This window comes from Enterobacter cloacae complex sp. GYL001 (assembly GCF_049237125.1).
In the GTDB taxonomy this organism is placed as follows: Bacteria; Pseudomonadota; Gammaproteobacteria; order Enterobacterales; family Enterobacteriaceae; genus Enterobacter; species Enterobacter hormaechei_C.
On the sequence record NZ_JBMKGW010000005.1, the window covers coordinates 173,779 to 195,925 of the forward strand.

Genomic DNA, 22,147 nt, shown 5'->3' on the forward strand with positions numbered 1-22,147 from the left:
GTTATGTCGTTGAAAAAATCATCCCTGATTATCCTGTTTTCCCTGCTTTTCTTCTTTGTGGCCAGCACTATCACCAGCGTTGGGCTCATCATTAAAAGTAATACTTCGCTGGATAATGTGAACAAAGAAATTCAGGTGGTTCTGTCCATTATTGATCCCATTAACCACAGCCGAACCCTGCGCGTCAGGGTTATGGAGTATGTGAAAATGGTGGAAGCGGGGGACGCCACCGATCTGTCTGCGAAACTGGCCTCGGTTAAAGAGGCGCTGACCAAAGCCGATAGTGCATTTTCGGCGTTTATGGCCTCGCCGCGTTTGCCGGACGAAGCCCCGCTGGTCACTGCCTACCAGGAGGCGTGGCAAAACTACCGTAACCAGGGACTGGCGCCTCTCATCGCCGCTGCCGCCGCTCACGATGTGTCGCGGTTCAACGCTCTTATTCCCGTGGTGTCTCAACTCGATCGCCAATATGAAATTGTGCTCGATCAGGTTCTCTCCGTTCACCAGAAGTACGCCAAAACGCTGAACGAGGATGCGAGCCATAATTTCGTGTCGGGTCTGGTTATTATCGCCTGCATTGCGGTGCTGTTCGTGGTGGTGATCTTCGCCGTCAGCCTGCTGATGAAACGCGTGGTCTTTGCGCCGGTGAACCTGGCGCGCGAGCACTGTCGCCAGATTGCGGCCGGGAAGCTGGACGTACCGGTACCGATCAAGCGTGATTCCGGGAATGAAATCGATCACCTGATGTCCTCGATGGAGCAGATGCGCCAGGCGCTGCTCTCCACCATTTCTCAGGTGCGCGACGCCAGCCACACCGTGACGCATGCGGCGCAGGAAATTGCCTCCGGCAATATCGACCTGGCCTCCCGTACCGAGCAACAGGCTTCGGCCCTGACCCAGACGGCCGCCAGCATGGAAGAGCTGAGCGCGACGGTGGCGAATAACACCGACAACGTTTTCCAGGCCGGTAAGCTGGTGCAGGATGCCGTGAAAAATGCCCATACCGGTGAAGCGGTAACCCGTGAAGTCATCGAAACGATGAATACTATCGCGTCCAATTCGAAGCGTATTGAAGACATCACCAGCGTCATCAACAGCATTGCTTTCCAGACTAATATTCTGGCGCTAAACGCGGCCGTTGAAGCGGCGCGTGCTGGCGCGCAGGGGCGAGGATTTGCCGTGGTAGCAAGTGAAGTGCGCACCCTGGCACAAAAAAGCGCGGTGGCGGCGAAAGATATTGAAAGCCTTATCGCCCAGTCTGTTTCCAGCGTGAAAAACGGTGCACAACTGGTGAATCGTTCGGGAGAGGTGATTGATTCTATTATCAGCTCTGTGAATAAAGTGCATACGCTGATGGAACAGATTTCGGTTGCCTCAGAAGAGCAGAGCCGCGGGATTGGTCAGGTTGGGCAGGCCGTAACGGAGATGGACGGTGTGACCCAGCAGAACGCAGCGCTGGTGCAGCAATCCGCCGCCGCCGCGGCCTCGCTGGAGGAGCAGGCGCAGCAGCTTTCCCAGAGTATCTCGAGCTTTAGTTTGCCTGCTACGGCGTGATGTTCAGAGAGGCTCCTGGGGGAGCCTTTTTGATGTCTGCATGTATCCGCTGCACAATCTCCTTCAGCCATTACTGTTATCCGTACAAAGCCGCTATCACATAAATTTTATCTTTCCCCGGCAATATTTCTGTTCCTCATCCGTCTACCTCATCAGAGACCATAATCATTCAACATAAACGAGGTACACATGAGAAATTTTGATATGCACGGAAAAGGTCACGGGCGTGGTTTGGGCCGCCATCGTATGGGTAAGGGCATCGTGATTGGCGCAGTCCTGTTCGTGGTGCTTGGCCTGCTGGTCATGTCCCTGTGGAACGCGTTGCTCCCGGCCATCCTGGGGATTAAAGCCATTGGCTTCTGGCAGGCGCTGGGGATCCTGCTGCTGAGCCGCATTCTTTTCGGTGGGCTGGGTTTCCGTCCTGGTATGTTCGGTGCGCACCGCCGTATGCACGAACAATGGATGAATATGAGCCCCGAACAACGTGAGGCCTTCATTCAGCAGCGTCGGGCGGGATTTGGGCGCCACGGTCATTGCCGGTGGCACGATGGCCGGGATGAAAAGCGAGATGATAACGCTGCGAAAGCGCCGGAAGCCGAGTGAGCAATATGAAAGCCGGTGAGGTGGGGGAATCATTACTGATCTCGGCACTCAATGCCTGCCGCGCGCGGCTAAAAGCCTTCATTCGCGGACGGACTGCGGTTCGTGATGATGTCGATGATATTCTTCAGGAAGTGACCTGGCAGTTGATGAAAGTGGAACAACCGGTCGAGAACGTCGCCGCCTGGCTGTTTCGCGCCGCACGAAATGAGATGATCGACCGGGCGCGAAAAAAGCACGAGGTTTCACTGCCGGGGTACCTGACAGCAGATGACGAAGACTTTCCTGAGCAGGAGATTGCAGAAACGTTATTCGGCGTACCGCAAACGCCGGAGGAGGAGTATCTCAACATGCTGCTATGGGAAGAGTTGGGGCAAGCCCTGTCGGAACTGCCGCCACCTCAGCGCGAGGTGTTTGAAAAAACGGAATTTGAGGGCTACAGCATGAAGATGCTGGCAGAGGAAACAGGCGACAGTGTGCAGGCGTTATTATCCCGCAAACACAAAGCCGTGCGATTTTTGCGTAGTCGCCTCAAGGATATTTATGAAGCGTTGACAGGACAATAAACTTCGACCACTCTGAAAAACAATATTTTAAAGGGGTCGTTATGCTTCAACGGTTAGCAAAGAAAAAGGTGCTGTTACTCTCTGCTCTGATGGTTTCAGGGCTGGTCAGGGCAGAGGAGTCGCTTCCGGATGTGGTGAAGCACTTCAGTGAACAGCAGGACATCAAAATCATCAAGAAAATTGACGCCCCCGGCGGCGCGCCAGCGTGGCTGGGGAAATATCAGGACATGGGCGTGACGCTCTTTCTGACCCCTGACGGAAAGCACGTCGTGTCTGGCTATCTGTATGATGAGAAGGGAACCAACCTCAGCGAGGCCTTTTTCCAGAAAGAGATCTACGCCCCGATGGGCCGCGAGATGTGGAAAAAGCTCAATGCGGCGCATCCCCTGAAAGAGGGCGCGGAGAGTGCCCCGCGCAAAGTCTTCGTCTTTGCCGACCCGTTCTGCCCGTACTGCAAGCAGTTCTGGGCTGAAGCGCAGCCGTGGGTGAAGGCTGGCAAGGTTCAGCTCAATACGCTGCTGGTTGCATTTCTTAACCCGAACAGCGGGCGTAACGCCTCCGCGATCCTGAATGCGAAAGATCCGGTGTCGGCCTGGAAAACGTACGAGCTGTCCGGCGGGAAAAAGCTGCCGAAACCTGAAGCTGCGGCTTCCCGGGAAACCGTTGAGATCCTGCAAAATCACCAGACGCTAATGGACAGTCTCGGCGCGAATGCCACACCGGCTATTTATTACCTGAATGAGCAAAACGAACTGCAACAGGTCGTGGGTATGCCAGACGCAAAACAGCTTGAGGCGATGTTCGGGCCGAAGCCGTAAAAGAAAGGCAGAAACAGGACGTTTCTGCCTTTTTTCAGTCAACTACCCCAGCGTCCCCGGAGGTAATTTACTGCCTCCTGCGTCTGCGGCTGGTTAAGATAGTCTTCACGGAACAGGATGGTGCCCTTAACGTCTGGCAGTGAATCGTTGAGGTCGAGCTGTTTTTTCAGCTCCGGTACGCCGCCGTTCACCGTCCAGTCCGGTTCGTTTCTGGAAGGCGCGCCCACTTTGTAGAACGCGATCCCGATATACAGACGGGTGTGGGTCGGTTTCACCACGTCAGCCCACCATTTTGTCAGCACATCGTAACGTGCCGCGTCGCGGGCGAAGGGCCAGTAGATCTGCGGCGCAATGTAATCCAGTAAACCCTGCTGTACCCATTTGCGCGTGTCAGCGTAGGATTCATCATAGGCTGCGGCACCGCGCGTGTCCGAGCCTGCCGGGTCGAAGGAGCGATTGCGCCAGACCCCCGCCGGGCTAACGCCAAATTCGACCTCAGGTTTAGCCTGCTTGATCGCCCTTGAAACCTGCACAATCAACTGCTGCGTATTGTGTCGACGCCAGTCCGCTTTTGACGCAAATCCTTCGCCATAGCGCCTGAAGGTCCAGGCATCATTCAGGGTGGACCCCGGCGTCTCGGTGTAAAAATAGTCATCGAACTGAACGCCGTCGACAGGGTAGTGATTTACCACTTCCATCACCACCTGGGTTATCCATTCCCGCACGTCGGGAATGCCCGGGTCGAGAACAAAACGATCCCCCGAGGTGCGGATCCACTCCGGATGCTGGACGTACACGCTGGAAGGATGAAGCGACGAGGTGCGGTTAAGCGCGGCGATGGTCGACGGCTTCGTGTTGGTGGAAACGCGGTACGGGTTAAACCAGGCATGAACCTTCATCCCGCGCTTGTGCGCTTCATCCAGCATAAACTGAAGCGGATCGTAACCGGGATCTTCCCCGATAGTCCCCGTCAGGGTATCTGACCAGGGCAGTATTTTAGAGGCCCACAGCGCCGTACTGTCCGGTTTTACCTGAAAGAAGACGGTGTTGATCCCAAGTTTTTTCAGCTTATCGAGCTTGTCCGTCAGCGCCCGCTGTTGCTGGGCGATACGCTGGTCCGCGCTACGGCCATTCACCGATGACACAGGAGGCCAGTCGAGACGGGAGACGGTCGCCAGCCAGATCCCGCGCATGGGTTCGTTAGTCTGCTGTAGAGGTTTCGCCTGCGGCAGCGGGGTAACGAGTGATTTGGGTGGTTTGGAAGTGCAACTTACCAGTAAAAGCGCGCAGCCAAGCAGCGCGCCAGTCCGTTTTACGTGTCGCATCATTTGCGTGTTAGCTCCTGGGTGTCCGGCTATCCGTCCAGGGATTAAACGCCGGTTCGTCCTGTTCCCCGTTACCGTCATCGTGAAGAGAGTCGAGGTAGAGGGCTTCAACTTCCGCCCGCGCCCATGGGGTGCGGCGCAGGAACTTCAGACTCGATTTAACACTCGGGTCCTTGCGAAAACAGTTGATTTTGATTCGGTTGCCCAGTTCATTCCAGCCATATCGCGCAACCAGCGCGTTAACCTGCATTTCGAGCGTTACGCCATGCAAAGGATCGTTGGAAACATGTGCTGTCATAGGCGTCCGGTAGTCTCATTTTTTATGGGGATGTGATAAACGCTCAAAGGTTACAAGAAAGCAGGGGACGCGGCAATTTCAGCGTGAGGTTCTTCACCCGTGAAGGAGAGGGTTACCCAGTAATTTGAAAGAAAAAGCTATAACGTTGCCTCAGAAAAACTGAGGGCTTTCAGCGATGCCCTAAGTGAACGGAATGACCACCAGCGCCGTATGTTCCCCCTCACCCCAGCCCTCTCCCTCAAGGGAGAGGGGGCCGTCTGTGCAGGCATTATTTTGTGGGAAACCCTCAGCCCGTGAAGGGTGAAGAAGATTTTCCGGTTAACGCTATTTTTTAAACAGTTCAGGCGCCCATGGCGTCGGGTCTACCTCCATAAAGGGCGCACGCTCAAAGCGGGACTTAAGCGCCCAGGGCACCGTACAGTCGAAAATCGTTTTGCAGGTGATCCCGTTGCCACGAATGGAAGGGCTATAGTCCGGCGTCTGAGACGGATCGAGCTGGTGTCCGCGGATCCCCGGCAGATGGGTGATGCTGACATCGCCCTGCATACGGGTGGTCATCGCCCACAGGATGTCGTCGCTGTCGAAAATATCCACATCTTCGTCGACGAGAATAATGTTTTTAAGCTCGGAATAAGTGGCTAACGCAATGAGTGCCGCCTGACCCTGACGCCCTTCGTCAGAGGGCTGGCGTTTTTTCACCTGCAATACGCCAAGGAATTTCCCGCCGCCAGCGGTATGCGCATAGACGTTTTGCAGAAAACCGGGGATGGCTTCTTCCACCGCATTCCGGATGCTGGCCTCCGTTGGTAAACCGGCCAGCGTGGTGTGCTCTTCGCCAGGTCCCACCAGAGTTTGCAGGATCGCCTGATGACGCATCGTGACGGCCTTCACTTTGATTACCGGTAAGGAGGGGTTAGCCTCCCCGCAGTAGCCGGGAAATTCCGGCATCGCGTGCCCGGTGTGGGTATGCTGATCTTCTTCTACGCGCACGCCCGGCAGCAGTTCGCCTTCAATAATAATTTCCGCACGCGCAATCGCTTTTTCATTTACGGCCACACCCTGCACCAGCTCGACGGGTGCCTGACGTAACGCACCGGCGACACCCAGCTCGTTGTAGCCGAAGGGCGTGGTAGGGGCTTCGAAACAGGCGCCAATATAGATAGCGGGATCGAGACCCATATTGATCGTGACCGGCAACGGCTTGCCCGCCTCCTCGGCTTTCTTACGGAACACCTCTATATGGCGACCCGCGGCAAGGAACATGGAGAGCTCATCGCGCTCCTGAACGCAAAGACGGTGAATAGTGACATCGGTCAGGGAGGCATCTTCCGGATCGCTTGCCAGCACCAGCCCCAGACAGAAGAACGGACCGGCATCTATCGGCGTGTTGGTCGGTGCCGGAAGCAATTTACGCAGATCGAAGTCCGTATCGTCGGCATAAAACACCTGTTCCTGACACGGCGCCTGGGCCGCCGGAACCACAACGGGAGCAATCGGGTTTTTCACGGCCTGGCCGACGTGTTTCGCCAGTTCAGAGGGCTCGCAGCCCAACAGGAGCGCCGCCCGCTCGCGGCTGGCGTGCATTCCGACCAGAATACGGGAGTCGGGATATCCCTTAATAGCGTTAAACATCATCGCCGGACCAATGCGCGTCGGACGTTTTACCGTGCCGCCAGCACCAATGTGCCGGTACACACCCGCCAGCTCCGCGTCAGGATCGACCGGATGGCTGGTTTCAAGGTATTGACCTTCATGGCGTTTGAGCAGTTCGATAGCACTTCTGAGATCGTTGATGTGGTTTTTCATATTTCCCTCCTCGGATGAAGGCTTCCATTCTTAACCGGACGAAGAGGGCTATCAATTGCATCATTTATGCTATTTTAATATGAATTTTATTATCAATAATAAAGGCATGGTATGCAGTTTCGACTGATGCGCAATTTCATCGTGGTGGCGGAAGAGCTTCACATGCATCGGGCGGCGGAGCGCCTTAACATGGCGCAGCCAGCGCTGAGCCAGCAGATAAAAACGCTTGAAGATCGTCTTGGGGTCTTGCTCTTTAGCCGGGCGAATCGTCGCCTGACGCTGACGCCAGCCGGTGAGGCATTTCTCAGTAAAGCCAGAGTCGCGATTTTAATGACCGATCAGGCGATTCTGGATGCCAGACAGACGGCCAGAGGGGAACAGGGCGTGCTGAATCTCGGATGTGTTTCAAGTGCGATATTCGACAGTAAGCTACCCGCCGCGCTGCGGCTTTTACATGAGAAATGGCCCGCCATCAGCCTTTCCATGATGACGGGTAACGTGCAAACCCTTTATACCGGCGTGCAAAGCAACCAGCTGGATGTGGCCATTATTCGTGCCCCGTTACCGCTATTGCCTGACGATCTGCAAAGTCGTCCTTTTACAACGGAAAAGGCCGTGCTGGCCTTACCTCGTCAACACAGCCTGGCGGGCTCCGCCGCGCTGACGCTTGCGTCGGTGAAAGAGGAGAAGTGGATCGCCCTGCGCGACCCGGAGGGGATGGGGCTGGAGCAATATTTCTATGATGCCTGCCACAGCGCGGGCATACAGCCTGACGTTGTGCAAAATGCCACCGATGTTCCCACGGTGATAAGCCTCGTTTCGGCAGGGTTTGGCATCGCCATGCTGCCAGCTTCAGCGAAGGCGATATGTGTACAAAACGTCGTCTTTGTGGATATTCTTGACCGACTCCGGGAGAGCGAGCTGACGCTGGTTTGCCACCGGATTATTCGCTCTGAGGTGCTGAAAAAATTGATGAGTATCCTCGATCACACCTGACGTCCGGCGGCCTGAAGAAGCTGTTCACGTAGCCAGCGGTTAGCGGGATCCTGGCTGTTTTTCGGGTGCCAGTACATACCGATGACGATCGGCGGCAGATCCAGCGGCGGCGGAAAAATATCAAGCGTTTGCGTGAAACGTAGCAACATGCGTCTGGGTAGGGTGCAGAGCAAATCGGTACCGGCAACAATCGCAGGCGCCATCGCATAGCTTTGCGTCGACATCACCACGTTACGCTGGTGACCAAGCCCCGCCAGATGCCGATCGACAAAGCCCGCGAACGGGTCGCCCTCGGATGAAACCACCAGGTGGGAAAGGCTACAATAGCTTTCCAGATCCATCGGCCCCGTACCGCGTGGATGGCCTTTACGCTGGGCGGTGGCATATTCATCGTCAAACAGCTTACGTCTGACCCATGCATCGTGCGCTACCGCGTTAATGCCGACATAAATATCCACATCGCCATTTTCCATCTGCGCTGGCAGCAGCGGGGTTTCGGGAAGCGCAAAACGCAGACGGATGCCTGGTGCTGCGCTGCTAATCTGATTCTGCAACTCTGCCCCCAGCATCAGCGCCGGGTTCTCGTGCAGGGCAATCACAAAGGTGCGGTTGCTGTTCTGCGCGTTGAACGTGGTGGGTTCAAGCATCGCCGATATCCCCTGCAAAACCGTCGCGACCTGCGGTCTTAACGCCTCGGCGCGCGGCGTCGGTAACACCCCACGTCCGTGTGGGGAAGGGACAAACAGCGGCTCACCGAACAACACGCGCAGGCGCGCAAGGCGGGCAGACATCGCCGGCTGGCTGATGCCCAGCCGCGCGGCCGCATGGGTGATATTCTGGTCCCTGAGTAACGCATCCAGCGTCAGGATCAGGTCCATATCCATATCGGAGGAGGGCATCTTATTGTGCGTCATAGCTTGCTGCCGTTGTTCAACAGGGAAGGTTAGCCATTGCCAGAAAAGCAGTCACTGCATTACCTGGCTCCTGCATGCGGCTGATCATGACCAGATTTGCGGTCAACGCCTGAGCATTCAGGTTGCGGTAAATCAGTCCGGGTATTTGCACCTGTTGCAGGGGGGCGGGAACCAGCGCCAGACCGAGCCCGGCTGCGGCAAATGCCAGAACGCTTAGCGTACTGTTTGAACGATGTGCCACGCAAAAACCATCCCCGAGCTGCTGCGCCAGCAGCACAGTCAGATTTTCATTGGCGTCATGCGCGTCGTACAGGACCAGGGGATGACCGGCGAGCATTTCAACGGAGAGGTGCGGATGGATGGCTAAGGGATGATCGTCACACATTGCGATTATCATCTCCCAGTTTCCGGTTTTCTGCACCCTGATCTGCGGATCGGCTGTCGTACTGTTATCCGGTGTATAACCGATATCAATATGCCCTGCGAGGATCGCAGCTACCTGTTTCTGGGGAGCGATTTCCTGAATGGTGACTTCTGCATCCGGATGGGTTTTACGGAAGCGACGTACATCGGTAATCATTTTGCCACTAAAAATGGCGTTACCGGCAAAACCGACCCGTACACGCCCTGTCTCTCCCCGTATCGCACGCTGGACTGCCAGACGCGTGTGTTCCATCTGTTCCAGCATCAGTCTGGCTTCGCTGAGAAGAAGCGATCCGGCCTCAGTAAGTTCCACACGACGGCTGGTGCGGATAAACAGCGGACCGCCTAACTCGGTTTCAAGGGCTTTAATCTGCATGCTGAGCGCAGGCTGAACAATATGGAGTCGCTCAGCCGCGCGTCCAAAATGCTCTTCTTCTGCAACAGCCAAAAAATAGCGTAAGTGCCGGAGTTCCATTGCCACCCTGACTCATCATTAAAAATGATTGTTTAGTAAAATATATATATTTGAGTATAAACCGCTTCACGGCCAAACTGAACGCATCAACTCAAACAGGAACCAAACAATGCAAACTCACCAACTGCAAGACCGTCAGGATCTTAACGACCTCATGAATGGCTGGATGCACCGCGACCTGGGCGAATGGGAGCAGCTGCGTAATCTTTTTCATCCGGACGGCACAATCGAAATTACGTGGTTCGAAGGGCTCGCGAGCGATTTTGTCGAGGGTTCCATGCGTATGGGCGCTTCAGATTTGCGCACAAAACATATGATTGGCTCGCCCGTCGTCACTTTTAACGACCGCGGCGACAAAGCGATTCTTGAAACCAATGCGATGATCATCGCTGAAAATATAAAACTTAATATTGGATGCGAATGCCACAATCGTTTCTACGATCTGGCAGAAAAGAGAGAGGGCGTATGGAAGCTGTTCCATCGTCAGAGCATCTACGACATGGGTATTTTCACCTTTCCGCTGGGCCCGGTTGAGATTGATTCAAAAATTGCTGCCAACTATCCGCGGGAATATGCCGCGCTAGCTTATCTGCTGGAACAAAGCGGTTTCCCCCTCGGCCGCGTATTTGCCACGCGTGACAGTGAACTAGAAGCGAATATGAAAGCGAACGCAAAAAAATGGCTGGCTGTCTGACAGGTTGAGCGCAGGGCCGAACAGATTTCGCCGGCTGGTTAATACCCGGCCGCGGGGCCCTGGGCGTGAGATAGCGGTCCCAGGCTGAAATATTTAGCCAGGGACGCAGAGACTCTCTTATTGGGCGTCCCGGTTGGTATAGGTCACCGGAACCCACGCGTAGCCTTCCCGCTCACCTTTCTTCACATACCCGATCCCGGGGAAAGGCAGATGTGGCGCCGCAATCAGATCTTTGTTTTTCACAAACTCAGCGAACGCTGCGTTGCGTACCCGGGCGGCTCCGTCCTGATCCTCATCGTAAGCAATCGTCACGTTGGGCTGTGGGAACTGAACCGCGGCAACGTGAATGATGTCGCCGACAAAGGTAATTTTTTCACCTTTGCTCTCCAGCGTGTAGAACGCGGACCCTGGGGTGTGGCCCGGGTGAACCGTACCGCTGATGCCCGGCAGAAGCTGTTCCGTCCCGGAGAAAGTCTTCACTTTCCCGGCATCCAGATAGGGCTTTAAGGTCTTGTGCGCGACGTCGAAGTAGTTCTGGTCATAGCCAGATTTTTTCTGGTTCTCGTCGTTAAAGAAGAAATCGATATCCGGTTTGCCGACATACACCTGTGCGCGGGTAAATACGCGCTGACCGTCTTTGACCAGGCCGCCAGCATGATCGGAGTGCGCGTGGGTGATCAGGATATCGGTGATGTCCTGCGGCCTGATGCCCTGCGTCGCCAGGCTTTCAATCAGCCGCCCGCCTTTGCCGGGGCCAAAGAGCTGACCGGAGCCGGTATCCACCAGAATTTTGTGGCCGGGCATAGCGATATAGAACGCGTTAATCGATGCTTCCACCGGATTGGCCTGGAAGTTTTTGGCCAGTAACGCATCGGTATTTTCCGCCGTCGTCCGGCGCAGTAAGGCGTGCAGATCCTGCGGCACGCTGCCGTCCGTAAAGGCGGTGACAATCGTATCGCCAACCTGAACGCTGTAGCCGCCGGCCTGCTGTTTCATCACATGCTGCGGAACGCTGGCCACCGCGTGGATCGCGGGAAAGAATAAAACCGAACCGGTCAACAGGGTTGATAACGCAAGTTTTTTCACAGTAAACATGATGGGCTCCTCAATAGTAAGTTCATCATAGTTCAACTGAGATTTTTGAGAACAGCAGGGAAGTGGATGTGACCTATCCATGAAATGGATAGGTCTGAGAGAATGCTTTACAGCACGCCGGTACCGCCGTCAGAGCACCATACTTGTCCGGAGGCGTATGAGCAGGTATCTGAGGCAAAAAGCACATACAGCGGTGCGATTTCAACCGGCTGGCCCGGTCGGCCCAGGGGCGTATCTTCCCCGAATTTCTGAACTTTGGACTGCGGCTGACCGCCACTGGACTGAAGAGGCGTCCAGTATGGACCTGGCGCGACGGCATTCACCCGAATGCCACGCGGCCCCAGCTGCTGAGCCAGAGACTTGGTAAAGGCCACGTTACAGGCTTTGGTCTGCGCATAGTCCACCAGGATCGCGCTCGGTTTAAACGCCTGAACGGAAGTGGTGTTGATGATCACGGCGCCTTCCTGCAAATGGCGCAGCGCAGCTTTAGTGATCCAGAAGGGGGCATAGACGTTGGTTTTAAACGTCGCGTCGAAATCTGCCGTGGTGAGATCGTCGATCGATTCGCAGTACTGCTGGCGTCCGGCGTTGTTCACCAGGATATCCAGGCCACCCAGTTCCGCGACGGCTTTTTCCACCAGCGTATCGCAAAACGACTCCACGCGAATATCGCCGGGAATGGCGACCGCTTTACGGCCTTCGGCCCGAATCAGCGCAATGACCGATGCCGCATCGGACTCCTCTTCCGGGAGATAGCCAATAGCCACATCTGCACCTTCACGGGCATAGGCGATCGCTACCGCGCGACCAATTCCGGAATCACCGCCGGTAATCAGCGCTTTTTTTCCTGCCAGTTTTCCTGACCCGATATAACTTGTTTCACCATGATCCGGTATTGGCTTCATTTCCGATGCCAGCCCGGGAGCCCTTTGCGGTTGTTCAGCAAACGGTGGACGAGGGTAATGCAGCGTGTGATTATTTCCTGTAGACATACCGGCCTCCTTAATAGTGAATTCCAAGATTAGTCGTTAATTAAACGTAAGCGGGCAAAATTGACAAATTCAGACAAATCTATCTTCCGGTAGCGGATATAAAATATTTTCTCAAGCCAGCATGTAATACCAGAAAAGGGCGACCTCATCTTTTTCCGGCAGGGCGTTGTAAAGATAGCGATCGTAACCGCCCAGAATAAACCCATAGTGACGATAGAACAGACAGGCAGAAACATTAACGTTTTGCGTCTCCAGCCGTAACCCGGGCGCATTGAGGCTCCGCGCCCAGACGTGGGTGGCGGACATCAGCTTGTGCGCCGCGCCCGTACGGCGTTTTGAACGCTCCACGGCAATGTAATCCACCGAAATAAATTTATTCCAGTTGCAGGACGCGGTAATAAAACCGGCGATTTCACCGTCATCCGTTTCGGCGATAAGAAATATTGAATCCGGATTAACGCAATGATTTTCCAGCGTCTGGAGATCAAGCTCATAGGTTTTAAGATAAGGTTCGGTCAGCGCCTCGATATGCAAATCACCATTGAGAAATGGCTCTCTGGCAATCTCATCAACCTTGAAAGAAAAATCACAACATTCAAGGCGGGCGAGGTCTGTACTTAATCCTTTTCGAATATGCATAGTATTCCTTAAGTGGGAGTTATAAATAGATAATAGACGAAGCGGCATCCACTGCTGGCATAACACTCTGTAGATCCTGGTCTAAGCTTGTATTTCGTTCCGCGTAAAAGGTGGTCATTCGAGGACAATGAATGGAATTCAGAACATGTCGCAGGCACTGGGGTGCTGAGTTTATTTCCGATGACGTTGTACGTTTTCGCGTCTGGGCAGAAGGGCAGAAAGATCTCACATTACGTTTAACCGATACCGACATTCCCATGGCGGCGGTGGGCGACGGCTGGTTTCAGATTGACGTGCCCGGCGCCAGGCACGGTACGACCTATCAGTTTGTTTTACAGGATGGAATGGCGGTGCCGGATCCGGCTTCACGCGCGCAGCAGGCTGGCGTCAACGGCCCGTCGGTGGTGATCGACCCGCGTCGCAGCCAGCCCACTCAGCGGGAATGGCAAGGACGACCGTGGGAAGAGACGGTGATCTACGAGCTGCATATCGGCACCTTCACCGGGGAAGGAACCTTCAGGGCGGCCATCGACAAACTGCCTTATCTGGCCGGGCTGGGTATTACGCAACTGGAAGTGATGCCCGTGTCCCAGTTCGGGGGCGCGCGCGGATGGGGGTATGACGGCGTACTGCTGTATGCCCCGCACTCGGCTTATGGCACACCGGATGATTTTCATGCCTTCATTGATGCCGCCCACGCGCTCGGGCTTTCCGTGGTGCTGGATATCGTACTCAACCACTTTGGCCCGAAAGGTAATTACCTGCCGTTGCTCTCGCCAGCGTTTTTCCATCAGGATCGTATGACCCCGTGGGGCAACGGTATTGCCTATGAGGTTGAGGCCGTCCGGCAATACATCGCCGAGGCGCCGTTATTCTGGCTCTCGGAGTATCATCTTGACGGTCTGCGCTTCGACGCCATCGACCAGATCCATGACGACGCTGAGACCCATATTCTTCCCGAGATAGCGCAACGGATCCGCGACGCATTTCCGGATCGGCATATCCATCTGACCACCGAAGACAGTCGCAACGTGATTTTCCTGCATCCGCGCGATGAGCATGGTCAGACGCCGCTTTTCACCGCCGAATGGAATGATGATTTTCACAACGCCGCGCATGTCTTCGCGACCGGGGAATCACACGCCTATTATCAGGATTTTGCCTTTGAGCCGGAGAAAAAACTGGCGCGGGCGCTGGCAGAGGGCTTTGTCTACCAGGGGGAAATCTCGCTTCAGACCGGAAAATCGCGCGGGGTAGAGTGTCGCGAGCAACCTCCGCAGTTTTTTGTCGATTTTATTCAGAATCACGACCAGGTCGGCAACCGTGCCCAGGGGGAGAGGCTTATCTCTCTGGCAGGCGCGGATAAAACGCGTGTGCTGTTTGCGGCGCTGCTTATGTCGCCTCATATTCCGCTGCTGTTTATGGGCGAGGAGTATGGCGAAACGCATCCGTTCCTCTTTTTCACCGACTTTCACGGCGACCTGGCGAAAGCCGTGCGGGAAGGGCGCGCGAAAGAGTTTACCGGCCATGCCGGGCACGATGAAACCGTACCGGACCCCAATGACGTAAATACCTTTATGCGGTCGAAGCTTGACTGGAACAAGGCAGACACGCAGGAAGGCAGGGCGTGGCTGCACGCTACGCGCGAACTGATTGCGCTGCGTCAGCGCTTTATCGTCCCGCTACTGAAACAGCGGGGCGCCGTGGAGGGTAACGTCCTGCAAACGGCGCTCGGCATGGTTGCCGTGAGCTGGCGTTTCCCGTCCGGTACGCTGTCGCTGGCGCTGAATATCGGCAAAAAGCCGCTCGCCTTACCGAACCTGCCCGGAAAAACGATCTTTAGCTGGCCGGAGGCAGTCGATAACCTGCCGCCAAACAGCATCGTTGTTCGCTTAGCTGATGGAGAAGCAGCGCTATGATCCCTTCCTCTACTTACCGAATTCAGTTTCGCAACGGCATGACCTTCGATCGCGTGGTGGACCTGATTCCGTATATGAAAGACCTTGGAATCAGCCATCTTTACGCGTCGCCTGTTTTCACCGCAACCACGGATTCTACCCACGGCTATGACGTGACCGACCCCAACGAAATCGACCCGGCGATTGGCGGGCGGGAAGGGTTTGACCGCATGGCGGCAGCGCTGAAACAGGCGGGGATGGGGCTGATTCTGGATATTGTTCCTAACCATATGTCTACCTCGCTGGAAAACCGCTGGTGGCGCGATGTTATCGAACACGGCAGGCAGAGCCGCTATGCGGCGTATTTTGATATCGACTGGTCCCGACCGCTGACGTTGCCGTTTCTTGGCGACACCTTTGAAGCTGAACTGGAGCGGGGGGCTATCACCTTAAAACGTGACAGCGTCACCAACAGCGCAGCGCTGGTTTACTATGATACCGCCTATCCGCTTAATCCCGGCACGTATGCCGAAGGCAAGAGCATCGCTGAGATCCACGAGGCGCAAAGCTGGCGGCTGATGTCCTGGCGGGAAGCGCCGAAACAGCTTTCGTGGCGGCGCTTCTTTGAAATCACCGGGCTGGTCGGCGTGCGGGTAGAGGATGAGGCGGTCTTCGCAGACACGCACCGCCTGATCCTTGAGCTTGTCCACGCCGGGGTAGTCGACGGCCTGCGCATTGACCATGTGGACGGGCTTGCCGATCCGCTGGGCTATTTGCAGCGCCTGCGTGCGGCGACCGGGCCGGATTGCTACATCACGGTAGAGAAGATCCTCGCCAAAGGGGAACAGCTTCCTCCGGAGTGGCCGGTCTCGGGGACCACGGGCTATGAGTTTATTGCCTCGCTGGCGGAAGTGCTGGTGGATGATACCAACCTCTCGCGGCTGGAGACGCTCTACGATGAGACGCTGGGTACGACCGTGGACAGGCAGGCGGAACTTCGCAAAGCCAAAGGGCTGATGACCGATCGTAATTTTGAAGGTGAATTTATCACGCTGCTCAAAATAGCCAGCGAGCTGGCCGGGCATAACGGCGCCGAAGTGGAGCATGAGGATATCCGCCATGCCCTGCGCGAGCTGCTTATCGCGTTTCCGGTGTATCGCACCTACGGCACCGGAGAGGGGCTGACGCCACCGGATGTGGCGCTGCTCAGCCGCGTGGTCGCCAGCGTCGACACCTCTGAACCCGCGCTCAGCCTGATCGTGCGTATTCTTACCGGCGATCTGCCGGAGGATGACCACGCGCTGGCCTCGCTTTTCCGCACCCGTTTTCAGCAACTGACCGGGCCGCTGATGGCGAAATCGGTAGAGGATACGCTGTTCTTTCGCCATAACCTGGAGCTGGCCCTGAACGAAGTCGGCGCCGACCCGACGCCGCGCGCATTTTCACTTTCCCGTTTTCATCAGGAGATGCGCATTCGTCTTGCCCGCCAGCCCGATGCGCTGCTGGGAACCTCCACCCACGACACCAAACGCGGCGAGGATGCGCGAGCGCGACTATACACGCTGACGGAAGCGCCAGATCTGTGGGGGGAAAACCTGGCGCGCTGGCGGCAGATGAACCAGACGCAGGTTCGATTCCTCAACGACGGCACCGCGCCGAACGCCGCCGACACCTGGATGATCTTCCAGGCGCTGGCGGGCGTCTGGCCAGCCACGCTGTCGCCTGACGATCATGATGGTCTTAAGTCACTGGAAGAGCGTTTCCTCGGCTTTATTGAGAAAGCCCTGCGCGAGGCCAAGCAGCGTACCGACTGGATCGACAGCAACGAAGGGTACGAGAGCGTGGTGCTGGACTACGTGCGCCATCTGCTCTCCCCGGATAACACCCTGTTCCTGCGTGATTTCAGTGCCGCACTCCAGCCGTTTATTCGGGCTGGGTTAATGAACAGCCTGAGCCAGACGGTGATCAAGCTGACTGCGCCAGGCGTACCGGACATCTACCAGGGCAGCGAAGGGCTTAACTTCAGCCTGGTCGACCCGGATAACCGCCGCGAACCGGATTTCACCGCGCTGGCGGAAAACCTCAGCGTAGCGGATGAAACCATTTTTAACGATGCGCAACGCTGGCGAGACGGCAGCGTGAAGCAGTACGTCACCGCCACGCTGTTACGGCTGCGGCCGCATTACCCCGCGCTTTTCCGCTACGGCGACTGGCTGCCGCTGAAGGTGACCGGCGAGCGGGAAGAGAATCTGATCGTTTATGCCCGCATAAAAGATGACGAGGCGCTGATCGTCGCCGTGCCGCGTCTGGTGTTTGACGTCACCGACAATGCGATGCTGTGGGCCAATACTACGGTGGCCATACCCCAGGAGCTGGCCGGGAAGCACTACCGGGATCTGTTTACCGGTGAGCGCCGCCTTCTGCCAGAGACGCTGGATTTAACGTCTGAAAAGGGATGTTTGTTGGTTCTGCTTACCTGCGACTAATCGAGGAGAACAAAAATGCCAAAGGATACAACGTTTGAAATTCGGGCCGGTCATGGCCAGCAGTTGGGCGCAAATTATGACGGGAAAGGGGTGAACTTCGCTCTGTTTTCCGCCCACGCGGAGCGGGTAGAGCTGTGTCTGTTTGATCCTTCGGGAAAAACAGAAATAGCCCGCCTGGAACTGCCGGAATATACCCATGAGGTCTGGCACGGCTATGTGCCGGATCTGAAACCGGGGGCGCTGTATGGTTACCGTGTGTATGGCCCTTACGATCCGGAGAACGGTCACCGCTTCAATCCCAATAAGCTGCTTATTGACCCCTATGCCCGTGAACTGGTGGGTGACATTGAGTGGAACGATGCCCACTTCGGCTATGAGCTGGGACACGATGAGCTGGATCTCAGCTTTGATACGCGAGACAGCGCGCCGTTTACGCCCAAATGTAAGGTCATCGACCCCAATGCCGTCGACTGGCAAGACTCCCGCCGACCCGATATCCCGTGGCCGCATACCGTGGTTTATGAGAGCCACGTAAAAGGCTTTACCCAGCTTAACCCGGCTATTCCGCCTGAACTGCGCGGTACGTTTGAGGGGATGGGGCATAAAGCGTCGGTGCAGTACATCAAAAGCCTCGGGATTACCTCGGTCGAGCTGCTGCCGGTTCACTGGTTCCCTGACGATCAGCACCTGCTCGATCGCGGTCTGAAAAACTTCTGGGGCTATAACTCGCTCGGTTTCTTTGCGCCAGCGTCACGCTATTACGGCCCGGCGGGGATCCAGGGTTTCCGCGACATGGTGCGTGCCTATCATGACGCGGGCATCGAGGTGATCCTCGACGTGGTCTATAACCACACGGCGGAGGGCAACGAGCTGGGGCCAACCCTGTCGTTTAAGGGAATTGATAACTTCTGTTATTACCGCACCATGCCGGATCAGCACCGGTATTACATCAACGACACCGGCACCGGGAACACCGTTAATACTTCCCACCCGCGCGTATTGCAGATGGTCATGGACTCCCTGCGTTACTGGGCAGAATCGATGCAGATTGACGGTTTCCGCTTTGACCTCGGGACCATTCTCGGACGTGAGCCGGAGGGGTTCGACCCGCGCGGCGGCTTCTTCGATGCCGTGACCCAGGATCCGGTGCTGTCGAAGCTGAAGCTCATCGGTGAGCCGTGGGATATCGGCCCCGGCGGGTATCAGGTGGGAGGCTTCCCGCCTGGCTGGGGTGAGTGGAACGACAAATACCGCGATACGGTACGTGAATACTGGAAGGGGGATAACGTCTCTAACGATTTTGCCGCCCGTCTGTTAGGGTCCGGTGATTTGTACGATCTGCGCGGGCGTCGTCCGTGGGCCAGCGTCAATTTTATTACCGCGCATGACGGCTTCACGCTGAACGACCTGGTGTCGTACAACGAGAAACATAACGCCGATAACGGGGAAGATAATAACGACGGGCATAACGATAACCGGTCGTATAACTACGGCGAAGAAGGGCCGACGGAGAACCCGGATATCATCGCCACCCGCGAGCGGCAAAAGCGCAACTTCCTCACCACGCTCTTCTTCTCGCACGGTACGCCGATGCTGCTGGCAGGGGATGAGTTTGGCCGGACGCAAAAGGGCAATAATAACGGCTACTGTCAGGACAGCGAGATCTCCTGGGTAAACTGGGAAGGACTCACTGAAAACGACGAGAAGCTGCGCGACTTTACCCGTCGGCTGATTGCCCTGCGCGCGACGCAGCCGCTGCTGCGACGTGAGAACTGGCGCGACGGGCTGGAGATCCGCTGGTTTAACGCCGGTGGCGGACCGCAGCAGTCGGAACAGTGGGACGAGGGTTCCACCCTTGGTCTTGCCATCAGCCGTCCTGATCTTGAGCAGGAAGAGGGCGTCTGGCACGACGTGCTGATGCTGTTTAACCCGTTTGAAGGTACGGTGCCATTCCAGATCCCCCAGTTTGGCGAAGGGGGTTGGGTGCTGGAGCTTTCGACGGCGGATGAGGCCCCCACAGGGGAAATCATCACGGAATCCGTCGATTATGAACTGGCCGGGCGGAGTATGACGCTTTTCCGCCGTCCTTAAAGCGAGGCCGCCGCGCGTGCGGCGGTATCATACAGGGAGGAGATCGCGCGGAGTAACTGCGCGGTCTCGCCAATCGACGCGCCCGGAATGCCGCTTTCAGCGTGAATGTTGATCAGGCAGGCCTCCCGCACCTCCCGGTACTTCATGCACAGCGCTTTTCCCTCCTCCGTGGTGGAGAAAAAAAGCTCTTTTCCGGCTTTCTCGCTGGTGACATATCCCGCCTTGACCAGCTTTTTCAGCGCATACGTCACCACGTGGGTATCTTCCACGTTAAGCACAAAGCAGATGTCGGCCAGCTTTTTCTTGCGGTTGCGGTGATTCACGTGGTGCAGAAGCGAAACGTCAAAGGCCCCCATATCCGGTTCACCCGCTGCGGTCATGCAGCGCACCATCCATTTGTTAAACGCATTGCTGGTCATGATCAGCGCATATTCCAGCTCTGATAATTCAGCACACCGCTCTGAGACGAGATGACGGGAGGAGACGATTCGCCCTTCCGCAATATCGTCGTGGTTTAACGCTGTCGTCTTTTTCTTTACTGTCATAACGATCCTTCCCCCGAAATGTAAACCCGTCGATAAAATAAGAACATTTTATTGATAAATTGTTTACATGTTTTTGACGTTCAGATATAGCTTTTTAGTGCAGGTTCTGTGGAGCCTGACGCAAAACACAACATCGCGCGCCGTAATGCACCGGCTTCGCTCTGCTGCGAAGTATAAAAAATAGCCGTCGGCGCGCAACGCTCACTTTGGATAGGGTAACGTTTATGGACAGTTCTACACTGTTGCCACTTATCGGGATTCCGGTGGTGGTTATTGGTTTTGCACTGCGTTTCAACCCGCTGCTGGTTGTCGTGGTGGCGGGGCTGGCGACGGGCCTGCTGGTTGGCATGGATTTCGGTATGCTGCTGGAAACCTTTGGCGAAAAGTTTGTGAATAGCCGATCGCTTGCCACCTTCATTCTGATCCTGCCGGTGATTGGCCTGCTGGAGTATTACGGGCTGAAAGAGCGCGCCCAGGCCTGGGTAGCGAAGATCGCCAGCGCCACCTCGGCGCGTATCCTGATGCTCTACTTTGTCGCCCGCGAAGGGACGGCTGCGCTGGGCCTGATGTCCCTTGGCGGCCACGCGCAAACGGTGCGTCCGCTGCTGGCGCCGATGGCGGAAGGGGCGGCCCTGAATGAATACGGCGAACTGCCGCAGACTATCCGCGACAAAATCAAAGCCCATGCCGCCGCGTGTGACAATATCGCGGTTTTCTTTGGGGAAGATATCTTTATCGCCTTTGGCGCGGTACTGCTGATTGATGCGTTCCTGAAAGAGAACGGGATCGAGGGGATCGAACCGCTGCATATCGGCCTGTGGGCCATTCCGACCGCTATTGCGGCACTGATCATCCATATGACGCGTCTGCTGCGCCTCGACGCCAGCATTCGTCGCGACGTGATGGCCTGGAAAGCAGAGCAGGGTACGCAGGAGATCGCACCATGATGACCCTCATCACCATTAACCGCGTGTATTACCTGATCGGCTTCGTCGTGATGCTGCTGGTTGTGATGACCCTTCGCGACCGCGCTAACCCGAAACGCTATACCACGGCGCTGTTCTGGTTTCTGTTCGGCGGGATCTTCCTGTTTGGCGATCTGATGGTGCAGGAGCTGGGTAAGTCGCTGGCGTATCGCATTATTGGCGGCGCCGTTATCGTGATTGCGCTGCTGGCCGGTTTCGGGCTGGTCGGGAAGGGGCACTATAAAATGTCCACCGAGGATGAGCGTGTTGCCTCGTCGAACCGGCTGAAAAACTGGCTGTTTTTACCGGCACTGATGATCCCCGTGGTAACGGTCATCGGGACGCTGTTTCTGAAAGGCGTGTCGATTGGCGGCGTTTATCTGCTCGACCAGAAACAGCTTACGCTGGCGGCGCTGTGCGTGGCCTGCGTGGCGGCTATCCTTACCGGCTGGTGGCTGACAAAAGGTACGCCGCTGCATGCGGTGCGTCAGTCTCGTCGGCTGGTCGATACCATTGGCTGGGCGGTGATCCTGCCGCAGATGCTCGCCATGCTCGGCGGGGTGTTTGTGGTGGCGAATACCGGCGAATCGGTACAAAAGGTGGTCAGCCTGTTTGTGAACCCGGACAGCCGCTTCATGCTGGTGGTCATTTACTGCGTGGGGATGGCGCTGTTTACCATGATCATGGGTAATGCCTTCGCAGCCTTCCCGGTGTTAAGCGCCGGTATCGCTCTGCCATTCCTGATTAACGTCCATCACGGTAACCCGGCGCCGCTGCTGGCTATCGGTATGTACGCAGGCTATTGCGGCACGCTGATGACGCCGATGGCCGCCAACTTCAACATTGTGCCCGCCGCGCTGCTGGAGCTAAAAGACAAATATCAGGTTATCAAGATCCAGATCCCGACCGCGTTAACCCTGCTGGTGGTGAACGTGTTCTTAATGTATTTCCTCGTGTTTCGCTAAGG

The 22,147-nt window shown here is 56.1% G+C and carries 20 protein-coding genes; 11 read left to right on the forward strand and 9 right to left on the reverse strand.

Annotated features, from left to right (window positions below):
* The first annotated feature begins 3 nt into the window (after positions 1–3).
* The 4 genes from ACOTWU_RS12070 (at position 4) to dsbG (ending at position 3,538) form a co-directional block, all read left to right on the forward strand.
* Positions 4–1,554 carry a methyl-accepting chemotaxis protein gene (locus tag ACOTWU_RS12070; protein WP_023303757.1) on the forward strand — a complete coding sequence of 517 codons (1,551 nt, stop codon included), beginning with the start codon at positions 4–6 and terminating at the stop codon, positions 1,552–1,554.
* Positions 1,555–1,743: 189 nt separating this feature from the next.
* Positions 1,744–2,157: a hypothetical protein gene (locus ACOTWU_RS12075; RefSeq protein WP_023303756.1), complete on the forward strand. Its 414-nt coding sequence runs from the start codon at positions 1,744–1,746 to the stop codon at positions 2,155–2,157.
* 5 nt (positions 2,158–2,162) lie between these two features.
* On the forward strand, positions 2,163–2,720 hold the full coding sequence (locus ACOTWU_RS12080; protein WP_198922803.1) for an RNA polymerase sigma factor: 558 nt from the start codon (positions 2,163–2,165) through the stop codon (positions 2,718–2,720).
* Between the two features lie 41 nt (positions 2,721–2,761).
* On the forward strand, positions 2,762–3,538 hold the full coding sequence (gene dsbG / locus ACOTWU_RS12085; protein ID WP_015570501.1) for a thiol:disulfide interchange protein DsbG: 777 nt from the start codon (positions 2,762–2,764) through the stop codon (positions 3,536–3,538).
* A gap of 38 nt (positions 3,539–3,576) precedes the next feature.
* Here the strand turns inward: dsbG and ACOTWU_RS12090 are convergent, their stop codons facing one another.
* The 3 genes from ACOTWU_RS12090 to ACOTWU_RS12100 all read right to left on the reverse strand — a co-directional run bounded on the left by ACOTWU_RS12090 (position 3,577) and on the right by ACOTWU_RS12100 (position 6,967).
* Positions 3,577–4,866 carry a glycoside hydrolase family 10 protein gene (locus tag ACOTWU_RS12090; protein WP_023296643.1) on the reverse strand — a complete coding sequence of 430 codons (1,290 nt, stop codon included), beginning with the start codon at positions 4,864–4,866 and terminating at the stop codon, positions 3,577–3,579.
* A gap of 7 nt (positions 4,867–4,873) precedes the next feature.
* Complete coding sequence (locus ACOTWU_RS12095) at positions 4,874–5,161, reverse strand: VF530 family DNA-binding protein (protein ID WP_003857097.1); 288 nt, start codon at positions 5,159–5,161, stop codon at positions 4,874–4,876.
* A 324-nt stretch (positions 5,162–5,485) separates the two neighbouring features.
* Positions 5,486–6,967, reverse strand: coding sequence for a UbiD family decarboxylase (locus ACOTWU_RS12100; protein ID WP_126498547.1), 1,482 nt, complete (start codon positions 6,965–6,967; stop codon positions 5,486–5,488).
* Between the two features lie 111 nt (positions 6,968–7,078).
* Between ACOTWU_RS12100 and ACOTWU_RS12105 the strand changes: the two genes are divergently transcribed.
* On the forward strand, positions 7,079–7,963 hold the full coding sequence (locus ACOTWU_RS12105; protein WP_017382331.1) for a LysR substrate-binding domain-containing protein: 885 nt from the start codon (positions 7,079–7,081) through the stop codon (positions 7,961–7,963).
* Here the strand turns inward: ACOTWU_RS12105 and ACOTWU_RS12110 are convergent.
* Both ACOTWU_RS12110 and ACOTWU_RS12115 read right to left on the reverse strand, forming a co-directional pair.
* Positions 7,954–8,877 (reverse strand): LysR family transcriptional regulator, encoded by a 924-nt coding sequence (locus tag ACOTWU_RS12110; protein WP_220719553.1) that lies wholly within the window; start codon positions 8,875–8,877, stop codon positions 7,954–7,956. The genes ACOTWU_RS12105 and ACOTWU_RS12110 overlap by 10 nt on opposite strands.
* A gap of 16 nt (positions 8,878–8,893) precedes the next feature.
* Positions 8,894–9,775 (reverse strand): LysR substrate-binding domain-containing protein, encoded by an 882-nt coding sequence (locus tag ACOTWU_RS12115; RefSeq protein WP_126498676.1) that lies wholly within the window; start codon positions 9,773–9,775, stop codon positions 8,894–8,896.
* A gap of 109 nt (positions 9,776–9,884) precedes the next feature.
* Here ACOTWU_RS12115 and ACOTWU_RS12120 point away from each other — a divergent pair, with 109 nt between their 5' ends.
* Positions 9,885–10,469: a nuclear transport factor 2 family protein gene (locus ACOTWU_RS12120; RefSeq protein WP_015570507.1), complete on the forward strand. Its 585-nt coding sequence runs from the start codon at positions 9,885–9,887 to the stop codon at positions 10,467–10,469.
* Between the two features lie 117 nt (positions 10,470–10,586).
* Here the strand turns inward: ACOTWU_RS12120 and ACOTWU_RS12125 are convergent, their stop codons facing one another.
* The 3 genes from ACOTWU_RS12125 to ACOTWU_RS12135 form a co-directional block, all read right to left on the reverse strand.
* Entirely contained in the window at positions 10,587–11,564 is a 978-nt protein-coding gene (locus ACOTWU_RS12125; protein ID WP_069595828.1) for an MBL fold metallo-hydrolase, read from the reverse strand.
* Between the two features lie 107 nt (positions 11,565–11,671).
* Entirely contained in the window at positions 11,672–12,556 is an 885-nt protein-coding gene (locus ACOTWU_RS12130; protein WP_017382335.1) for an SDR family oxidoreductase, read from the reverse strand.
* 111 nt (positions 12,557–12,667) lie between these two features.
* Positions 12,668–13,195 carry a GNAT family N-acetyltransferase gene (locus tag ACOTWU_RS12135; protein WP_017382336.1) on the reverse strand — a complete coding sequence of 176 codons (528 nt, stop codon included), beginning with the start codon at positions 13,193–13,195 and terminating at the stop codon, positions 12,668–12,670.
* Positions 13,196–13,326: 131 nt separating this feature from the next.
* On the opposite strand from ACOTWU_RS12135, the gene treZ reads away from it, so the two are divergent.
* The 3 genes from treZ to glgX are packed head-to-tail and all read left to right on the forward strand — an operon-like array spanning position 13,327 to position 19,670.
* A complete protein-coding gene (treZ, locus tag ACOTWU_RS12140) occupies positions 13,327–15,114 on the forward strand; it encodes a malto-oligosyltrehalose trehalohydrolase (RefSeq protein ID WP_126498545.1) in 1,788 nt (595 codons plus the stop codon).
* Entirely contained in the window at positions 15,111–17,579 is a 2,469-nt protein-coding gene (gene treY, locus ACOTWU_RS12145) for a malto-oligosyltrehalose synthase (RefSeq protein ID WP_126498544.1), read from the forward strand. Before treZ ends, treY begins: the two co-directional genes overlap by 4 nt.
* A 15-nt stretch (positions 17,580–17,594) precedes the next feature.
* Positions 17,595–19,670, forward strand: a complete 2,076-nt coding sequence (gene glgX / locus ACOTWU_RS12150) for a glycogen debranching protein GlgX (RefSeq protein WP_220719555.1) — start codon at positions 17,595–17,597, stop codon at positions 19,668–19,670.
* On the opposite strand, the gene ACOTWU_RS12155 is transcribed toward glgX, so the two are convergent.
* Positions 19,667–20,215 (reverse strand): winged helix DNA-binding protein, encoded by a 549-nt coding sequence (locus ACOTWU_RS12155; protein ID WP_110293095.1) that lies wholly within the window; start codon positions 20,213–20,215, stop codon positions 19,667–19,669. The genes glgX and ACOTWU_RS12155 overlap by 4 nt on opposite strands.
* Before the next feature lie 224 nt (positions 20,216–20,439).
* Between ACOTWU_RS12155 and ACOTWU_RS12160 the strand changes: the two genes are divergently transcribed.
* Both ACOTWU_RS12160 and ACOTWU_RS12165 read left to right on the forward strand, forming a co-directional pair.
* Positions 20,440–21,162 (forward strand): DUF969 domain-containing protein, encoded by a 723-nt coding sequence (locus tag ACOTWU_RS12160; protein ID WP_003857121.1) that lies wholly within the window; start codon positions 20,440–20,442, stop codon positions 21,160–21,162.
* Entirely contained in the window at positions 21,159–22,145 is a 987-nt protein-coding gene (locus tag ACOTWU_RS12165) for a DUF979 domain-containing protein (RefSeq protein ID WP_110293094.1), read from the forward strand. The genes ACOTWU_RS12160 and ACOTWU_RS12165 overlap by 4 nt, the downstream gene beginning before the upstream one ends.
* The last annotated feature ends 2 nt before the right edge of the window (positions 22,146–22,147 follow it).

Coding starts and splice junctions, on each gene's coding strand:
- ACOTWU_RS12155 (WP_110293095.1), bottom strand. CDS start 20,215: ATGACAGTAAAGAAAAAGACGACAGCGTTAAACCACGACGATATTGCG.
- ACOTWU_RS12160 (WP_003857121.1), top strand. CDS start 20,440: ATGGACAGTTCTACACTGTTGCCACTTATCGGGATTCCGGTGGTGGTT.
- ACOTWU_RS12100 (WP_126498547.1), bottom strand. CDS start 6,967: ATGAAAAACCACATCAACGATCTCAGAAGTGCTATCGAACTGCTCAAA.
- ACOTWU_RS12090 (WP_023296643.1), bottom strand. CDS start 4,866: ATGATGCGACACGTAAAACGGACTGGCGCGCTGCTTGGCTGCGCGCTT.
- treZ (WP_126498545.1), top strand. CDS start 13,327: ATGGAATTCAGAACATGTCGCAGGCACTGGGGTGCTGAGTTTATTTCC.
- glgX (WP_220719555.1), top strand. CDS start 17,595: ATGCCAAAGGATACAACGTTTGAAATTCGGGCCGGTCATGGCCAGCAG.
- ACOTWU_RS12080 (WP_198922803.1), top strand. CDS start 2,163: ATGAAAGCCGGTGAGGTGGGGGAATCATTACTGATCTCGGCACTCAAT.
- ACOTWU_RS12125 (WP_069595828.1), bottom strand. CDS start 11,564: ATGTTTACTGTGAAAAAACTTGCGTTATCAACCCTGTTGACCGGTTCG.
- ACOTWU_RS12105 (WP_017382331.1), top strand. CDS start 7,079: ATGCAGTTTCGACTGATGCGCAATTTCATCGTGGTGGCGGAAGAGCTT.
- ACOTWU_RS12115 (WP_126498676.1), bottom strand. CDS start 9,775: ATGGAACTCCGGCACTTACGCTATTTTTTGGCTGTTGCAGAAGAAGAG.
- ACOTWU_RS12135 (WP_017382336.1), bottom strand. CDS start 13,195: ATGCATATTCGAAAAGGATTAAGTACAGACCTCGCCCGCCTTGAATGT.
- ACOTWU_RS12095 (WP_003857097.1), bottom strand. CDS start 5,161: ATGACAGCACATGTTTCCAACGATCCTTTGCATGGCGTAACGCTCGAA.
- ACOTWU_RS12070 (WP_023303757.1), top strand. CDS start 4: ATGTCGTTGAAAAAATCATCCCTGATTATCCTGTTTTCCCTGCTTTTC.
- treY (WP_126498544.1), top strand. CDS start 15,111: ATGATCCCTTCCTCTACTTACCGAATTCAGTTTCGCAACGGCATGACC.
- ACOTWU_RS12110 (WP_220719553.1), bottom strand. CDS start 8,877: ATGACGCACAATAAGATGCCCTCCTCCGATATGGATATGGACCTGATC.
- ACOTWU_RS12165 (WP_110293094.1), top strand. CDS start 21,159: ATGATGACCCTCATCACCATTAACCGCGTGTATTACCTGATCGGCTTC.
- ACOTWU_RS12075 (WP_023303756.1), top strand. CDS start 1,744: ATGAGAAATTTTGATATGCACGGAAAAGGTCACGGGCGTGGTTTGGGC.
- ACOTWU_RS12120 (WP_015570507.1), top strand. CDS start 9,885: ATGCAAACTCACCAACTGCAAGACCGTCAGGATCTTAACGACCTCATG.
- dsbG (WP_015570501.1), top strand. CDS start 2,762: ATGCTTCAACGGTTAGCAAAGAAAAAGGTGCTGTTACTCTCTGCTCTG.
- ACOTWU_RS12130 (WP_017382335.1), bottom strand. CDS start 12,556: ATGTCTACAGGAAATAATCACACGCTGCATTACCCTCGTCCACCGTTT.